We start from the raw sequence: 16,206 nt of genomic DNA, 5'->3' as shown, positions 1-16,206 counted from the left end.
AACGCGCTGCTGGAAGTGGACGAGACCGTTGACTGATCGACGATCGTCTGGCAGTGGGGTCAGGATGCGGCAGCGGAATCAGGAGTCGAACAGCACGTGCGGCCGTCCGGCGTCGACGATCACGCGGGCGCGCACCCCGTAGACGTCCGCGATCAGCGCCGGGGTGAGCACCTCCTCCGGGGTGCCGCCCGCGACCACGCGCCCCTCGCGCAGCACCAGCAGCGCGTCGCAGAACAGGGCCGCGAGGTTGAGGTCGTGCAGCGCGACGACCGTGGTCACCGGCAGCGCCCGCACCAGGGCCAGCAGCTCCAGCTGATGGCGGATGTCGAGGTGGTTGGTCGGCTCGTCCAGCAGCAGCTCGCGCGGCTCCTGCGCGAGCGCCCGGGCGATGTGCGCGCGCTGCCGCTCGCCGCCCGACAGGGTGTGCCAGAGGTGGTCGGCCTTCGCCTCGAGACCCACCTGCTCGAGGGCGCGATCGATCGCGCGCAGGTCCTCTGCCGTGTCTCCGCCCAGGAGGGAGCGGTGCGGGGTGCGCCCCAGCCGCACGACGTCGCGGACGGGGAGGTCCGCCTCCGTCTCGGCCTGCTGCGTCACCGTGGCCACGGCCCGGGCGACCTCGCGGCGGCGGAGCGAGCGGAGCGGCGCGCCGTCGAGGGTGACGACGCCGGCGTCCGGAGCCGCGGTGCCCTGCAGCAGCCGCAGCAGCGACGACTTGCCCGAGCCGTTGGGCCCGAGCAGTCCGACGGTCGAGCCGGGAACGGGGCGGAGCGAGACGCCGTCGACCACCAGGCGGCCGCCCCGGCGCCACGAGACCCGGTCGGCCTCGAGCGTCACGAGCGGCCCCTCCGCCGCAGGAGCAGCAGCATGAACACCGGCACGCCGACGAGTGCCGTGCCGACCCCCACCGGCAGCGGAGTCGGCGCGAACGCCACCCGCGATCCGGCGTCGACCCACACCAGGAACACCGCGCCGAGCAGGATCGTCGCGGGGATCACCCGCGAGTGCCGCTGGCCGAACACGAGTCGCGCGGCGTGCGGCAGCACCAGCCCCACGAAGCCGATCGCGCCGGCGATGCTCACCAGGGTCGCCGTCAGCAGGGCCGTCACCACCAGCAGGAGGAGGCGGGTGCGGCCCACGTGCACGCCGAGCGACGCGGCCACGTCCTCCCCGAAAGCGAACGCGTCGAGCGTGCGCGCCGCGGCGAGGCAGACCACGGAGCCGAGCAGCACGACTCCTCCGCTCAGCGCCACGTCGTCCCAGCGCATGCCCTCGAGGGAGCCGAGCAGCCAGAACATCACGCCGCGCGTCTCGTCCGAGTCGGCGAGCGCGAACACGATCAGCGAGGTCAGCGCCGAGAACAGCTGCGTGCTCGCCACCCCCGCCAGGATCACGCCCGAGGTGCCGCCCGCCGAGAACCGCGTGAGCAGCAGCACGAAGCCGAAGGCGACCAGCGCGCCGACGAAGGCGCCTCCGGAGAGCCCGACCACTCCTCCGCCGACCCCGAGCACGCCGACGAGCACCGCGCCCGTGGACGCTCCGGAGGAGACGCCCAGCACGAACGGGTCGGCGAGCGGATTGCGCAGCAGCGACTGCAGGATCACTCCGCACACGCCGAGCCCCGCCCCGCAGGCCGCGGCCACGAGTGCGCGCGGGAGGCGCTCCTGCCAGACGATCGCGTCCTCGGCCGCACGCACCGGGACGGAGGCGAGCCCGAGGTGGTTGAGGAGGATGTCGCGGACGTTCACGAGCGAGACGTCGGCCGGGCCGAGCGTCACCGCGACGCCGACCGAGAGCGCCAGCGCGAGCAGCCCGCCGACGACCAGCGCGGCGGCGGCAAGGCCCCGCGGCACCCGGCGGACGAGGACCGTGCTCGTGCCCGTGCCCGTGCTCAGAGCGAGGCCCCGTTCTCGTCCCACCAGGCGCGGATCTTCTCGAGCCCGTCGACGAAGCGGATCGACGGGTTCATCTCGGCGCCGTGGAGCGCGATGAAGCGGCCGTCCTGCACCGCGGGCAGGCTGCTGGTCAGCGGGTCGGAGCGGAGGAACGCGGTCTTGTCGTCGAGGCGGTCGCCGGGGAAGCGGTCGCGCTGCAGGTCGCCGAGGACCAGGACGTCCGGGTCGGCCGCGACGACGCTCTCCCAGCCGACGGCGGGCCAGTCCTCCGTGCGGTCGGCGAAGACGTTGGTCATGCCGGTCGTGGTGCCGAGCATCGAGGCGAAGTTGTAGCCGCCGGCCATGTAGGGCGTCTTGGTGTCGGCGAACCAGAAGGCGACGCTCCGGCCGCCGAGGTCGACCCCCTCGGTGGCGGCGGCGGCGCGCTCCTGCAGCTGCGCGACCAGGGCGTCACCGCGCTGCTGCACGTCGAAGACCTCGGCCAGCTCGTGGATCTCCTGGTAGAGGACGTCGACGGTCAGCGGGACGGTGCGCGTGCCGCTCCCGCCGTTGACGCTCGCCCCGTTGTCGCAGTCGGAGGGGGCGAGGTAGGAGCCGATCCCCGTCTCGGCGAGGCGGTCGCGCGAGGCGACGCCCTCGGGCGCGTAGTGCCGGCCGAAGGAGGCGGTGACGAAGTCCGGGTCGGCGCCGAGCAGCACCTCGTAGGTGGGCGCGTTGTCGGCCAGGCGCGGCACGCTCTCGTTCGCGGAGGCGAGGGTCTCGAGCACGGGGTCGGTCCAGGAGGCGGTGCCGACCATCCGGTCCTCAAGGCCGAGGGACAGCAGGATCTCGGTCGAGTTCTGGTCGAGGGAGACGACCCGCTGCGGAGGGGCGGTGACGGTGGTCGCGGTGCCGCAGTTGTCCAGCATGAGCGGGTACGAGGTCGTGCCCTCCCCCGCGGCGGCCGTGCTCTCGGGCTCGATCTGCTCGGAGGCGCCGCAGCCGGTGAGGGCGAGCAGGGTCAGGGCGGCGAGGGCGAGGGCGGCGGGGCGCCGTCGGTGCGTGGACATGGATCTCCCGTGGTTCGTGGGCGTCGGTCGTCGGCCCGGTGCGCGGGCCTTGTTCGTTGGCCCGGCGCGGAGCTCGAGTAAGCATAGCCTTACCTCACTTCAACCCGTCGATTCGCGCCAGTCGATCCGCGCCACCGACCCTCGGCCGCCCTCGGCCCGGCCCGCCGGCGACTCCGCAGAAGTCGCCGTGGTCGCGCGCGAAGACGGCGACTTCCGAGTTCTCCTGTCACCCAGAAGGCCCGGAACAGCCGAGTAAGCGGACACCTGTCGCGCACCTCGCCTCCGCAGCCCCCAACCAGGTGGACAGCACCCCGGACACGGTTCCCCTCGGGGTGAGAGAGCGCGATCCTGGACACCGACGCTCGACGGCGCCCGCCCCACCGCCCGCCGATCGTCACGGAAGGAACCCGTTGCCCCGCCACCCCGCCCGCACCGCCTCCTCCGGCCGGTCCGCGCTGGTGCGCAAGGCCGACGCGTCCGGCTACCGGCCCGAGATCGAGGGACTGCGCGCCGTCGCGTCCCTCCTGGTCGCGACCTTCCACATCTGGCTGGGCCGCGTCTCCGGAGGCGTCGACGTCTTCTTCGTGATCGCCGGGTTCCTCACCACCCTCACCCTCCTCGGCCAGATCCGGCGGTTCGGGCGCGTGCGTCCGATCGCCTTCCTCCGGAGGCTCGCCTCGCGGCTCTTCCCGGCGGCCGCGGTGGTGCTGGTCGTCGTCGCGGCGCTCGCTCCACTCCTCCTGCGCCCCTCGCAGCTGCTGCAGACCTTCACCGAGGTGCTCGCCTCGACCTTCTACGTCGAGAACGTCGCGCTCGCGCGGGCCGGAGTGGACTACCTCGCGCAGGACGACTTCCACTCGCCGGTGCAGAACTTCTGGGCGATGTCGGTGCAGGGGCAGTTCTACCTGGTCTGGCTCGCCCTGGTGCTCGTCGCGACCCTCGCCGCCGTGCTGCTGCGGCGCCGCGCGCAGCTGCCGCGGTTCCTGCTGGCGCTCGTCGCGGTGCTCACCGTCCTCTCGTTCGCGTTCTCGGTCGTGCTGGTCGGGATCGACCAGCCGACCGCGTACTACAGCTCCCTCGCCCGCTCATGGGAGTTCGGGCTCGGCTCGCTCGCGGCCCTCGTGCTCCCGGGACTGGCGATCCCGGCGGCCCTGCGGACGGTCGCCGGGTGGCTGGGGCTGATCGGAGTCGTCTCCTGCGGATTCGTGCTCCAGGTCTCGAGTGCGTTCCCCGGCACCGCCGCGCTCTGGCCGACCCTCTCGGCGGTGCTCGTGCTCGTCGCCGGGACCGGCCCCGCCCCGGAGCGCGGAGTCGGCCGACTGCTGGCCCTGCGCCCGCTCGTGTGGCTGGGCGGCCTGAGCTACGGGATCTACCTCTGGCACTGGCCACTCCTGGTCTTCTGGCGCGAGAGCACCGGCGAGGACCCGACCGCCCTCGCGGGCCTGGGCGTCATCGCCGCCGCGATCCTCCTGGCCGCCGCCTCGAAGCGCTTCCTCGAGGACCCCCTCCACCGCCGCGCCCCCGCCGAGCGCCCGCACCGCCTCCGCGCGCTCGCCCCGGCGGCCCTGCTGGCCGTCGCCGCCCTGGCCGGAGCGACGGGCCTCACCGGCACGAACGCCGCGATCGCCGCCGACCTCACCCGCGCGCACGCCCTCCCCGTCTCGACCGAGGGCTGCGTCGGAGCCGCGGCGCTCGCGAACGCCTGCCCCGACTCCTGGACCACGAGCCTGCCCGCCGTCGACGCCTCGGAGGACGGCTCCGCGCTGAACACCGACGAGTGCAGCACGGGCAACTCCGGCACCGCGCTCAAGGAGTGCCGCTTCGGCGATCCCGCCGGCCTCCGCGTGCTGCTCATCGGCAACTCGCACGCGGCGTCGTTCTTCCCGGCGCTGCGCGGCGTCGCGGAGGAGCGCGGCTGGGACCTGCACACCTACTACAAGACGGGCTGCGTCTTCTCGACCGCGGAGCGGCGCGACGACTCCGCCTCCTCCCGCCGCTCCTGCGACGTCTGGAACGGGAAGCTGCAGGAGGAGCTCGCGGGCCAGGAGCCGTACGCGCTCGTCGTCACCGCCTACTCCGCGAAGAAGTCCGTGTTCGTCGACGCGTCCGGCACCCCCGACGAGCAGGCCGGCATCGACGGGTTCCACGAGTCGTGGGCGCCGCTGATCGCCCGCGGATCCACGGTGGTCGCGATCCGCGACAATCCGGTGCTGCCCTCGCTCTCCCTGCTGGCCTGCGCCGAGGAGCCGGGCTCCGCGGCCGACTGCAGCGTGCCGCTCGACGAGGCCTTCGCCGACCGCGAGCTGATGGCCGCCGCCGCCGAGGACTGGCCGGGCGCCGCCGCCGTCGACCTCACCCGCTGGTTCTGCGACGACCGCGGCTGCCCCCTCGTGATCGGCGGAGTGAAGGTGTACCGCGACCTCGGGCACCTCACCGAGTCGTACGCCCGGACCCTGGCGCCCTACCTCGGCGAGGCGCTGGACCCGCTGGTCGGCTGAGGGCCCTCGCGCTCGCGTCCAAACGCATGCAAGACTGTTTATACGAACAGGGATCGGAGGAGCCGATGGGCCACTCTCACGGCGTTCCGGCCGGCTCCGCCGCCGCGCGGCACCGGCGTCCGCTCGTGGCCGCCTTCGTGCTGACCGCGGCGTTCATGGTCGTCGAGTTCGCGGTCGGAGTCGCGACGGGCTCGCTCGCGCTGCTCTCGGACGCCGCGCACATGGGCACCGACGTGCTGGCGCTCGGGATGTCGATCGCCGCGATCTCGCTCGCCGCCCGCCCCGCCGCGAAGGGCCGCACCTACGGCTCCTACCGCCTCGAAGTGCTGGCCGCCCTCGCCAACGGCCTGCTTCTGTTCGCGGTCGCCGCGTTCGTGATCGTCGAGGCCGTCCGCCGCTTCGCCGAGCCGCCCGCGGTGCCCGGCGGCCCCCTCCTGATCACCGCCGTCGTGGGCCTGGCGGTCAACCTCGTGAGCCTGCGCCTGCTGTCGGCCGGGGCGAAGGAGAGCATCACCCTCCGCGGAGCCTCCCTCGAGGTGCTCGGCGACGCACTCGGCTCGATCGGCGTGATCGTCGCGGCGATCGTGCTGCTCACCACCGGCTGGGCGTGGGCGGATCCGATCGTCGGCGTGCTGATCGGGCTCCTGATCCTTCCCCGCACCTGGTCGCTCACGCGGCAGGCGCTGGGGATCCTCATGGAGTCGGCGCCCGCGCACGTCGACCTCGCGGCACTCGAGCGCGACGTCTGCGCCGTCCCCGGCGTGCTGGCGCTGCACGACCTGCACGTGTGGACGATCACCTCGGGCATGGAGAGCGCCACCGGCCACGTGGTCGTCGCCCCCGACGCCGACTACCGCACCGCGCTCTCGCGGGTGCTCGCCGTCCTCCGCGAGCGCCACGGCATCGACCATGCGACCATCCAGTGCGAGCCCGAGGCCTTCCCGGAGACGACGCACCGCGTCTGAGCGCGGCGGTGGCATGGCGCGCGGCCGCACGCCTCCGCATGCCCACGACACTCCAGGAGTCGTCGCACTCGGCGCCGACTGCGACGACTCCCGGCTTCTCGACGCTGCGGGCCTCGCCCACCCCTGAGCACCTTCCGATTGTTGACGTGAACATGTACAGTCGGCCGTCAGGGCGCGTTCACGTGAACATGCCCGCATTTCGATGGCGAAAGAGAGACCGCATCAATGTCGATGTCCTTCAGAAGGGTCGCCGCGCTCGCCACGAGCGCCGCCCTGGCCACAGGAGCACTGCTGGCGATCCCCGCCGCAGCGGCCCCCGCTCAGGCCGCGGACGCGTTCCGCATCACGCCGAACCCCGCCGCCGCCGGTGAGGCGTTCGAGGGCTGGGGTACCAGCCTCGTCTGGTTCGCGAACGCGACCGGCGACTATCCCGAGGCCCTCCGCGAGGACCTCTACCAGAAGGTCTTCGGCGACAGCGGCCTCGACCTGAACATCGCCCGCTACAACATCGGCGGCGGCAACGCCTCCGATGTGAAGGACTACCTCCGCCCGGGCGGCGCCGTCGAGGGCTGGTGGAAGCCGAACCCGGCCGGCGACGCGTCGACCTACGGCGGCACCTCCACGAAGCTCGCCGACCGCGACGCGCTCCTGGCGAAGTGGAACGCGGACGACCCCGCCTCCTACGACTGGACCGCCGACGAGACGCAGCGCTGGTGGGTCGAGAGGCTCGCCGAGGAGAAGCAGATCTCGCACTGGGAGGCGTTCTCCAACTCCGCCCCGTACTTCATGACCGAGAGCGGCTACGTGTCGGGCGGCTTCGACGGCAACAGCGAGCAGCTGAAGCCCGCCGCCGAGGAGCAGTTCGCGAAGTACCTCGTGAAGGTCACCGAGCACATGGAGGACGAGTACGGCATCGAGTTCGACACGCTCGACCCCTTCAACGAGCCGAACACGAACTACTGGAGCACCCAGCTCTCCAACGGCGTCCCGACCGGCGGACGCCAGGAGGGCATGCACGTCGGCCCGACGCGCCAGGCGGGTCTGATCCCCGACGTCACCGCCGCGCTGGACGCCTCGACCACCGACGCCGGCCTCGCCGCGATGGACGAGACCAACCCCGACATCTTCGCCACGAACTGGGCCGCCTACTCCGCCGCGATCCGCGCCGAGGTCGACCGGATGAACGTCCACACCTACGGCACCTCGGGCCGCCTCAAGGTCCGCGACCTCGCGAAGCAGGCCGACACCGACCTGTGGATGAGCGAGATCGAGGGCAACTGGGTCACCGGCTTCGACCCCACCAACATGGAGAACGGCCTCGGCATCGCCGGCCGCATCAACGACGACCTGCGCGAGCTCGAGCCGAAGGCGTGGGTGCTCTGGCAGCCCGTCGAGGACTACTACAACATGCAGCAGCCCAAGCCCAAGGGCGAGAACCTCAACTGGGGCTCCGTCTACATCGACCTGGACTGCAAGCCGTACCAGGAGAACGGGACCGAGGTCTGGAAGTCGGTCCGCCGCGTCGCCGACGCCGGTGGCGACTCCACCAAGGCCCCGGTCTGCGGTGTCGAGACGAACTCGAAGTTCAATACCATCCGGAACTTCACCAAGTTCATCCACGAGGGCGACCACCTGATGCCCTCCAACGACAGCTCCTCCACCGCCGCCGTCCGCGGCGACGGCTCGGGCGCGACCGTCGTGCACACCAACAGCACCGCGACCGAGAAGACCGTCGTGCTCGACCTCTCCCGCTTCGGCACCATCGCCGACACCGCGACGGTCACCCCGTACGTCACCACGAAGGCCTCCTCGGCCGCCGCTCCCACGAGCAACGCCCTGGTCGCGAAGACGCCGGTGAGCGTCGACCGCATCTCGCGCACCGCCACGATCACCGTGCCCGCCAAGTCGGTCACGAGCTTCTCGATCGACGGAGTCTCGGGAGTCGCCGACTCCGCCCCCGCCCTGCGCGACGGCCACCGCTACCAGCTGGTCGGCACCCAGAGCGGCAAGGCCCTGACCGGCAACCCGTCGGGCGCCGCGACCACGATCACCGGCCTCGCCACCGACTCCGCCACGGCCGCCAAGCAGAGCTGGACGGTCCGCGAGGTCGCCGCCGGCGAGCGCGAGGCCACCCGCCGCGTCGTCCTCGTCAACGGCGACGGACGCGTGCTCGGAGCCACGACCGCCGGCACCGACCTGCGCTCGCTGTCCGTCGACGCGGCGAAGACGACCGCCGCGACCCGCTGGATCGTCAACACCACCGACGGCGTGAACTTCTCGCTCGTCAACGAGTCCATCGCCCAGTCGCTCGACGTGAACGGCGGCTCCAGTGCCGACAACGCGTCGGTCGGCGTCTACACCTCCAACGGCGGAGCGAACCAGTCGTGGTCCCTCCGCGACCTCGCCCCGACCGCCGGCCAGACGATCGCCGTCCGCACCACCGCGGGCGTCGCTCCGACCCTGCCCGCGAGCATCACCCCGCAGTACTCCTGGGGAGCCGGCGCACCGCTCGCCGTCACCTGGCAGCGCCCCGCCGACTCGGCGTACGGCGCGACCGGCCGCGTCGAGGTGCCCGGCACCGCGACCGACCTCTACGGCCAGACGATCACGGTCACCGCGCTCGTCGACGTCGGCGGACTGACCGCGACCGACCCCGTGTCGGTCACGGCCGCCGCGGGCGCCTCGGTCGCCGGAGTGAAGGCCTCGGCCCCGACGACGGTCCCCGCCCGCGTGGGCGCCTCGGCCAGCACCTTCCCGGTGCCGGTCGTCTGGGACTGGACGCCGCTCACCACCGCCTCCCTCGCTCGGGCCGGACAGGTGACGGTCTCGGGAACGGCGACCGCCGACGGCGCGACGCTCCCCGCCACGCTCACGGTGCTCGTCACCACGGGCACGCTCCGCAACTTCAACCCGGACGCCGGCATCGTCGCGACCGCGTCGTCGTCGGAGTCGGGCTACGGACCGGAGCGCACCCGCAACGGCGTGGACGGCGACAAGGGCTGGTCGAACTGGACCAACGGCACCAAGGCCGCGCAGAGCTCGCTGACCTACACCTTCCCCTCGACCCACCAGGTCGAGAAGGTGTCGGTGCAGTTCCTCGCCGACGGCGGCACCAGCTGGGCGCAGACCTACCAGCTGCAGTACCAGGCCGCCGACAGCACGACCTGGACCGCGGTCCCCGGCTACGAGTCGGCCGTGGCCCTCGCGTCGCCGGCCGGCGGAACGGCTCCGACCCTGGTCGCGTCGTTCGCGCCCGTCACGGCCAAGGCCTTCCGCGTCGTGATGAACGCCTACGACAACACGCACCTGATCGTGGCCGAGACCAAGCTCTACGAGTCGGTCGCCTCGCCCGCCGCGGTCGCCACCCTGGGCGCCCTGCGCGTCGGAGGAGCCGGCATCGCCGGGTTCGACCCGGCCCGCACCTCCTACGCGGTCACCGTCGAGGGCACGGCGATGCCGGTGATCGGAGCAGTGGCGACCGACTCGGCGGCCACCGTGCGGATCACCCAGCCGACGACGGCGAACGGCGGAGTCGCGACCATCGCGGTCCGCGCGGCCGACGGCTCCGTCACCTCGACCACGACGGTGACGGTGACCCTGAAGGCGCCCGCCGCCCTCGCGGTCGCGGTCACGGCGACCACCCGCTGCATCGCCGGCAAGGTGACGCTCACCGTCGCGGCGAAGAACGAGTCCGGCGTGCCGGTCTCGATGACCATCGCGACGCCCTCCGGGTCGAAGCAGGTCACCGGAGTCGCGCCTGGCGCGAGCGGCAGCGCCGCGTTCACCACGCGCGCGGCCTCGGTGCCGGCCGGCCAGGCCACCGTCACCGCGACGGGCACGGTCGACGGCAAGCAGGTCACCTCGGTGGCGACGGGAGCGTACGCGGCCCGCAGCTGCTGACGCCCCCTCCGACACGGACCGCCTCCGCCCCTCCGGGGACGGGGGCGGTCCGTCGTTCGCCGTCGGAGCGGCGCGGCGCGGGCGGCGCGTCGTGGGATCCCGATACGCCCGCGGCGCGGGCTACTCGATCAGCATGGATCCGTGCCGGTCGGGCAGCCGCACACCTCCGCGCCGGTGGAGCGACCGCGCACCCCCATGCCGGTCGACCGGCCGCGGCACGCGGAGTACCGAAACGCCGCTCAGTGCCCCGCGGCCGCCTCGTCGCGGGTGCGCAGGCGCGAGACGCCCATCACGACGGCCGCGATGACCAGACCCAGCACGAGGCCGAAGATCATCGAGACGAAGGTGTCGGCCAGCCAGACGACGACCGGGCCCGCGCCCTCGACCGCGTGGGTGACGACGTGCACGAGGTCGTACGGACCGTGCCACACCGTCTCGGCGAGGTTCGCGACGACGAGGTGCCCGCCGACCCAGAGCATGGCGAGCGTCCCGATGATGCTGATCGCGCGGAACACGACCGGCATCGACGCGACGATCCTCGCCCCGGTGCGCCGCACGCCGCGGGCCGCGTTCTTCATCAGGCGCAGGCCCACGTCGTCGATCTTCACGAGCAGCGCGACGGCGCCGTAGACGAGCACGGTCATTCCGAGCCCGACGACCAGGAGCGCGCCGAGCGTGGGCCAGATCCCGAAGTCGGGGTCGAGGCCGTCGAGCGCGATCAGCATGATCTCGGTGCTCAGGATGAGGTCGGTGCGGATGGCGCCGAAGACGAGCTTCTTCTCGTCGCGCGCCTCCGTCTCGTGGCCGCCGTGCGAGACGCCGAACCACTCGAGCACCTTCTCCGCCCCCTCGAAGCAGAGGAACGCGCCGCCGAGGATCAGCAGGTACGGCAGCACCTGCGGCGCGAACGCCGAGAGCAGCAGCGCCAGCGGGATGATGATGACGAACTTGTTGAACAGGCTCCCCAGCGCGATCCGCCCGACCACCGGCAGCTCCCGCGCGGGCGTGAGGCCCTGCACGTACTGCGGGGTGACGGCCGCGTCGTCGATCACGACGCCCGCCGTCTTGGCGCTCGCCTTCAGGGCGGCGGTGAGGATGTCATCGACAACCGCGAGCAGGCCGACCGACATGTGCGTCTCCTTGGAGGTCCGGGGTGAGAGGGCTCACAGTATCGCGAGCTCCGCGGTCGAGCGGGCACGGGGAGGGGCGTGGGTGCGGCAGAGGGGGTCCGGTGCAGGGGATCTCGGTACGCCGGCGGGGTCGGCTCCTCGATCAGCGTGAAGGGCGGGAGGGCTCCGCGGGCCGGCTCCGCGGAAGCGTCAGGAGGCGGCGGGGGCCGGGCCGGTGCTCTCGCGGACGATGAGGCGGGTCGGCACGAGCGAGACGCCGGTGCGCTCGCCCGATTCGAGCTCGCGCAGGAGGATGTCGACCGAGCGGCGGCCCGTGTCCCCGAAGAACTGGCGCACCGTCGTGAGAGGCGGCCAGAAGCTCGCCGACTCCTGCATGTCGTCGAAGCCCGCGACGCTCACCTCGCCGGGCACGGCGCGTCCGGCCTCGTGCAGGGCGCGCAGCACGCCGAGCGCCATCTGGTCGTTGGCGGCGAAGATCGCGGTGACCTCCGGATCGGCGGCGAGCCGCTTGCCGAGGCGGTAGCCGGAGTCGGTGGACCAGTCGCCGACCAGCACCTCCGGCACCGGGGCGCCGCGCTCGATCAGGGTCGACTCCCACGCCTCGTGGCGGCGCTCGGCGGAGTAGGAGCGGTCGGGACCGGCGATGTGGTGCACGGTGCGGTGGCCGAGTCCGAGCAGGTGCTCGACGGCCTGGCGGGCGCCCGACATCTGGTCGGTGTCGACCACCGGGTACTTCTCGCCGCCGGCGGAGTCGACGACCACCACGGGCAGGTCCGGCGGGAGGACGATGTCGGCCTCGTCGAGCAGGTGCGCCTCGACGATGATGATGACGCCGTCGACCGCCTCCTCGCTCAGCCGGTGGAACGCGACCGACACCTCGCCCTGGGTGGGGTGGGAGACGGGGATGAGGGTGATCGAGTAGCCCGCGTCGGCGGCCGCGATCGCGATGGCGTCGAGGGTGCGCATGTTGCCGAACGAGGACAGCGTGAACATGATCACGCCGATGCTGTGGAAGCGGCCCGTCCGCAGGGCCCGCGCCGCGCTGTTGGGCCGGTAGCCGAGGGCCCGCATCGCCTCGAGGACCCGCTCGCGCGTCTCGCCGTCGACGTTCTGCTTGCCGTTCGACACCCGCGAGACCGTCTGGCCGGAGACGTTCGCGCGCCGGGCCACGTCGGCCATCGAGACGCCGCGTCGCGGCCGGGCGGACGGGGACGGGCGGTCGGTCTCGAGTGACATGGGCTTCCCTTTATAGCGCGCCGCCCGTCAGCCGTGGTGCATCGTGCGCCGAACCGTGACGCAGGAACAGTCGCGGGTGGCGACGTGGACATGCTACGGTGACGCTCTGCCATGTTGACGTGAACATGGCGGGCCCGCACTACTCCCCGAACGGAATCCCATGACGACGACGTCTCCCCCCGTCCCGCTGAGCGAGGTCGCCCCTCCGGCGTCCCCCCTCGCGGCCCCGAAGTCGCGGGCGAAGAGCGAGTGGAAGGGCCTGGCGTTCGTCGCCCCCTTCCTCGTCGTCTTCCTCCTGGTCTTCATCGCCCCGGTCGTCTACTCGATCTACCTCAGCCTCTTCCGCGAGCAGCTGGTGGGCGGCAACTCCTTCGTCGGCTTCGCGAACTACACCGCGATCTTCACCGACCCGAACTTCTGGGAGGGCTTCGGCCGCGTCCTGCTGTTCCTCGTCGTGCAGGTCCCCGTGATGCTCGTGCTGGCCCTCGTCGCGGCGCTCGCGATCGACAGCGGCCGCCTCCACGGCACCGGCTTCTTCCGCATCGTGGTCTTCCTCCCCTACGCCGTCCCCGCGGTCGTCGCGGTGCTGATGTGGGGCTTCATCTACGGCGACAACTTCGGCCTGGCCGCGAACGTCAACGACCTGCTCGGCTCCGACGTCGTCCAGCCCTTCTCGCGCGACTGGATCCTCGCCTCGATCGGCAACATCGTCACGTGGGAGTTCGTGGGCTACAACATGCTCATCTTCTACTCCGCGCTGAAGACGATTCCCGGCGAGCTCTACGAGGCGGCCGAGATCGACGGCGCCGGCCCGATGCGCGTCATCCGCTCGATCAAGCTTCCCGCCCTGCGCGGCGCGATCGTCATCGCCACGATCTTCTCGATCATCGGCAGCTTCCAGCTGTTCAACGAGCCGAACATCCTCCGGACGCTGGCGCCGAACATCATCACCACCTACTTCACCCCGAACATGTACGCCTACAACCTGTCCTTCGCCGGTCAGCAGTACAACGCGTCGGCCACGGTCGCCATCGTCATGGGCGTGATCACCGCGGTGATCGCCTACGTCGTGCAGCTCCGCGGCGCGCGGAAGGAGAACTGATGGCCCTCGCGACCGCTCCCCGGACGCCCGCCCGCGCCCCGAAGCGCCCGGCCGCCCGCCGCGGCTCCTCGGTGCAGCCCAAGAAGTCGATCGCCTTCACCCTGCTGATGTCGGTCTTCATCCTCTACAGCCTCGTGCCGCTGGCCTGGCTGGTCATCAACGCGACGAAGACGCAGGCCGGCCTGCTCTCGAGCTTCGGCCTCTGGTTCGACGGCGACTTCGTCTTCTTCCAGAACATCGCCGACACCCTCAGCTACCGCGACGGGATCTTCCTCCGCTGGCTCGGCAACACCCTGCTCTACGTCGTCGTCGGCGCCGGAGGAGCGACGCTCCTGGCCACGCTCGCCGGCTACGGCCTCGCGAAGTTCCGCTTCACGGGCCGCAAGGCGGTCTTCGCCGTGGTGCTCGGAGCGATCGCGGTGCCCGGCACGGCCCTCGCCGTCCCGACCTTCCTCATGTTCAGCCAGCTCGGCCTGACCAACACCCCGTGGGCGATCATCATCCCCTCGCTGATCAGCCCGTTCGGCCTGTACCTGGTGTGGGTCTACGCGGTGGAGTCGGTGCCCACCGAGCTGCTCGAAGCGGCGCGGATGGACGGGGCGGGCGAGTTCCGCACCTTCTTCACCATCTCCATCCGCCTCCTCGCCCCCGGCATCGTGACCGTGCTGCTGTTCTCGGTCGTCGCGACCTGGAACAACTACTTCCTCCCGCTGATCATGCTGAGCGACCCCACCTGGTACCCGCTCACCGTCGGCCTCAACCAGTGGAACGCGCAGGCCACCGGCGTCAGCGCGCAGCCGATCTACAACCTCGTGATCACGGGCTCGCTCCTCACGATCATCCCCATCGTCGTCGCCTTCCTCGGACTCCAGCGCTTCTGGCAGTCCGGTCTGAGCGCCGGCAGCGTCAAGGGCTGAGCCCTCCCCCTACCCATCCCCCGGCCGGAGCGTCCTGCCCCGTCCACAGCACCCGCAGCACGAAGAAGTGAAGGGAAACACCACCATGAAGATCGCCCGTTCCGCCCTCAGGCGGACCCTGACGGTCGCGGCCGTCGCGGCCCTGGCCGCCGGCTCCCTCGCGGCCTGCTCGTCCACCTCCGGTGGCGGCACGACCACGAGCGCCGGCTCCGCCGCCGACCTCGACTCCGCCCTCGAGGCCGGTGGCAAGATCACGTACTGGAGCTGGACCCCCAGCGCCGAGGCGCAGGTCGCCGCGTTCGAGAAGGCCTACCCGAAGGTCGACGTCGAGCTCGTCAACGCCGGCACCAACAAGGACGAGTACACCAAGCTCGAGAACGCGATCAAGGCCGGCTCGGGCGCCCCCGACGTCGTCCAGATCGAGTACTACGCCATGCCGCAGTTCGCGCTGTCGGACTCGCTCCTCGACCTGTCGCAGTACGGCATGGGCGACCTCGAGGACAAGTACTCCGCCTCCACCTGGGGCAGCGTCAACATCGACGGCAAGCTCGTCGGACTCCCGCAGGACTCGGGCCCCATGGCGCTGTTCTACAACAAGACCGTCTTCGACCAGTACGGCATCGCCGTCCCCGCCACCTGGGACGAGTACGTGGCCGCGGCCGAGAAGCTGCACACCGCCGACCCGTCGAAGTACATCACCGCCGACACCGGCGACGCCGGCTTCGCGACCAGCATGATCTGGCAGGCGGGCGGCGAGCCGTTCACCACCGACGGCACGGACGTGAAGATCGACCTCGCCGACGAGGGCACCGCCAAGTGGACCGGCGTCTGGAACCAGCTCGTCGAGAAGAAGCTGCTCTCGGACACCCCCGCCTGGGGCGACGAGTGGTACAAGGGTCTCGCCGACGGCTCCATCGCCTCGCTGGTGACCGGCGCCTGGATGCCCGGCGTGCTGGAGTCCAGCGTCCCCGACGCCTCCGGCGACTGGGCCGTCGCGCCGATCCCGACCTACGACGGCACCGCCGTCAGCGCCGAGAACGGCGGTGGCGGCCAGTCCGTCACCAAGCAGAGCGAGAACCCGGCGCTGGCCGCCGCGTTCCTGCGCTGGCTGAACAGCGACCAGGCCTCGGTCGACGTCTTCCTGCAGAGCGGCGGATTCCCGTCGACCACGGCCGACCTCGACAGCTCGGACTTCACCGGTCAGGAGTCGGAGTACTTCGGCGGCCAGAAGATCAACGAGGTGCTGACCCAGGCCTCGAAGGACGTCCGCTCCGGCTGGTCGTACCTGCCCTACCAGGTCTACGCGAACAGCGTCTTCGGCGACACCGTCGGCCAGGCGTACGCCAACGGCACCAGCCTCGACCAGGGCCTCGCCGACTGGCAGAGCAAGCTCGTCCAGTACGGCAACGCGCAGGGCTTCACCGTCTCGGAGTAGCACCACTGCTCGACGCGGGGCCGGCCGGATCGCTCCGGTCGGCCCCGCGTCGTTCTCACGCTCGGACACACCGGGCACCGAT

General features: G+C 71.8%; 11 protein-coding genes. 6 read left to right on the top strand and 5 right to left on the bottom strand.

What is annotated here, in order from left to right; genetic code table 11:
• Positions 1–78: 78 nt before the first annotated feature.
• From C5B92_RS14025 to C5B92_RS14015, 3 genes are read right to left on the bottom strand one after another with little or no spacing between them, the layout of a single operon-like run.
• Entirely contained in the window at positions 79–834 is a 756-nt protein-coding gene (locus C5B92_RS14025) for an ABC transporter ATP-binding protein (protein WP_104350512.1), read from the bottom strand.
• A complete protein-coding gene (locus C5B92_RS14020; protein ID WP_104256376.1) occupies positions 831–1,916 on the bottom strand; it encodes an iron ABC transporter permease in 1,086 nt (361 codons plus the stop codon). Before C5B92_RS14020 ends, C5B92_RS14025 begins: the two co-directional genes overlap by 4 nt.
• Positions 1,889–2,941 carry an ABC transporter substrate-binding protein gene (locus C5B92_RS14015; protein WP_104248045.1) on the bottom strand — a complete coding sequence of 351 codons (1,053 nt, stop codon included), beginning with the start codon at positions 2,939–2,941 and terminating at the stop codon, positions 1,889–1,891. Before C5B92_RS14015 ends, C5B92_RS14020 begins: the two co-directional genes overlap by 28 nt.
• Positions 2,942–3,351: 410 nt before the next feature.
• Here C5B92_RS14015 and C5B92_RS14010 point away from each other — a divergent pair, with 410 nt between their 5' ends.
• From C5B92_RS14010 to C5B92_RS14000, 3 genes are all read left to right on the top strand, one after another.
• Positions 3,352–5,439 (top strand): acyltransferase family protein, encoded by a 2,088-nt coding sequence (locus C5B92_RS14010; protein WP_146079328.1) that lies wholly within the window; start codon positions 3,352–3,354, stop codon positions 5,437–5,439.
• Between the two features lie 65 nt (positions 5,440–5,504).
• Positions 5,505–6,404, top strand: coding sequence for a cation diffusion facilitator family transporter (locus C5B92_RS14005; RefSeq protein WP_104226358.1), 900 nt, complete (start codon positions 5,505–5,507; stop codon positions 6,402–6,404).
• 231 nt (positions 6,405–6,635) lie between these two features.
• Positions 6,636–10,304 carry a glycoside hydrolase gene (locus C5B92_RS14000; protein ID WP_181028837.1) on the top strand — a complete coding sequence of 1,223 codons (3,669 nt, stop codon included), beginning with the start codon at positions 6,636–6,638 and terminating at the stop codon, positions 10,302–10,304.
• A gap of 239 nt (positions 10,305–10,543) precedes the next feature.
• On the opposite strand, the gene C5B92_RS13995 is transcribed toward C5B92_RS14000, so the two are convergent.
• Positions 10,544–11,434, bottom strand: a complete 891-nt coding sequence (locus tag C5B92_RS13995) for a DUF808 domain-containing protein (protein ID WP_104223404.1) — start codon at positions 11,432–11,434, stop codon at positions 10,544–10,546.
• 189 nt (positions 11,435–11,623) lie between these two features.
• Entirely contained in the window at positions 11,624–12,670 is a 1,047-nt protein-coding gene (locus C5B92_RS13990) for a LacI family DNA-binding transcriptional regulator (protein ID WP_146079327.1), read from the bottom strand.
• Positions 12,671–12,830: 160 nt separating this feature from the next.
• Here C5B92_RS13990 and C5B92_RS13985 point away from each other — a divergent pair, with 160 nt between their 5' ends.
• The 3 genes from C5B92_RS13985 (at position 12,831) to C5B92_RS13975 (ending at position 16,124) form a co-directional block, all read left to right on the top strand.
• On the top strand, positions 12,831–13,772 hold the full coding sequence (locus C5B92_RS13985) for a carbohydrate ABC transporter permease (protein WP_104226355.1): 942 nt from the start codon (positions 12,831–12,833) through the stop codon (positions 13,770–13,772).
• Between the two features lie 107 nt (positions 13,773–13,879).
• Positions 13,880–14,689, top strand: coding sequence for a carbohydrate ABC transporter permease (locus C5B92_RS13980; protein WP_258062773.1), 810 nt, complete (start codon positions 13,880–13,882; stop codon positions 14,687–14,689).
• Positions 14,690–14,774: 85 nt separating this feature from the next.
• Complete coding sequence (locus C5B92_RS13975; protein ID WP_104223423.1) at positions 14,775–16,124, top strand: sugar ABC transporter substrate-binding protein; 1,350 nt, start codon at positions 14,775–14,777, stop codon at positions 16,122–16,124.
• The last annotated feature ends 82 nt before the right edge of the window (positions 16,125–16,206 follow it).

It is taken from the genome of Rathayibacter sp. AY1A4 (assembly GCF_002930955.1).
Taxonomy (GTDB): Bacteria; Actinomycetota; Actinomycetes; order Actinomycetales; family Microbacteriaceae; genus Rathayibacter.
Note: the sequence above shows the minus strand (reverse complement) of the source record. Positions and strands in the feature narration are given on the sequence as shown.

What these genes read in the sequence shown, in the direction of transcription:
- C5B92_RS13985 (WP_104226355.1), top strand. Translation starts at nt 12,831, where the DNA reads ATGACGACGACGTCTCCCCCCGTCCCGCTGAGCGAGGTCGCCCCTCCG.
- C5B92_RS13995 (WP_104223404.1), bottom strand. Translation starts at nt 11,434, where the DNA reads ATGTCGGTCGGCCTGCTCGCGGTTGTCGATGACATCCTCACCGCCGCC.
- C5B92_RS13975 (WP_104223423.1), top strand. Translation starts at nt 14,775, where the DNA reads ATGAAGATCGCCCGTTCCGCCCTCAGGCGGACCCTGACGGTCGCGGCC.
- C5B92_RS14015 (WP_104248045.1), bottom strand. Translation starts at nt 2,941, where the DNA reads ATGTCCACGCACCGACGGCGCCCCGCCGCCCTCGCCCTCGCCGCCCTG.
- C5B92_RS14000 (WP_181028837.1), top strand. Translation starts at nt 6,636, where the DNA reads ATGTCCTTCAGAAGGGTCGCCGCGCTCGCCACGAGCGCCGCCCTGGCC.
- C5B92_RS13980 (WP_258062773.1), top strand. Translation starts at nt 13,880, where the DNA reads ATGTCGGTCTTCATCCTCTACAGCCTCGTGCCGCTGGCCTGGCTGGTC.
- C5B92_RS14005 (WP_104226358.1), top strand. Translation starts at nt 5,505, where the DNA reads ATGGGCCACTCTCACGGCGTTCCGGCCGGCTCCGCCGCCGCGCGGCAC.
- C5B92_RS13990 (WP_146079327.1), bottom strand. Translation starts at nt 12,670, where the DNA reads ATGTCACTCGAGACCGACCGCCCGTCCCCGTCCGCCCGGCCGCGACGC.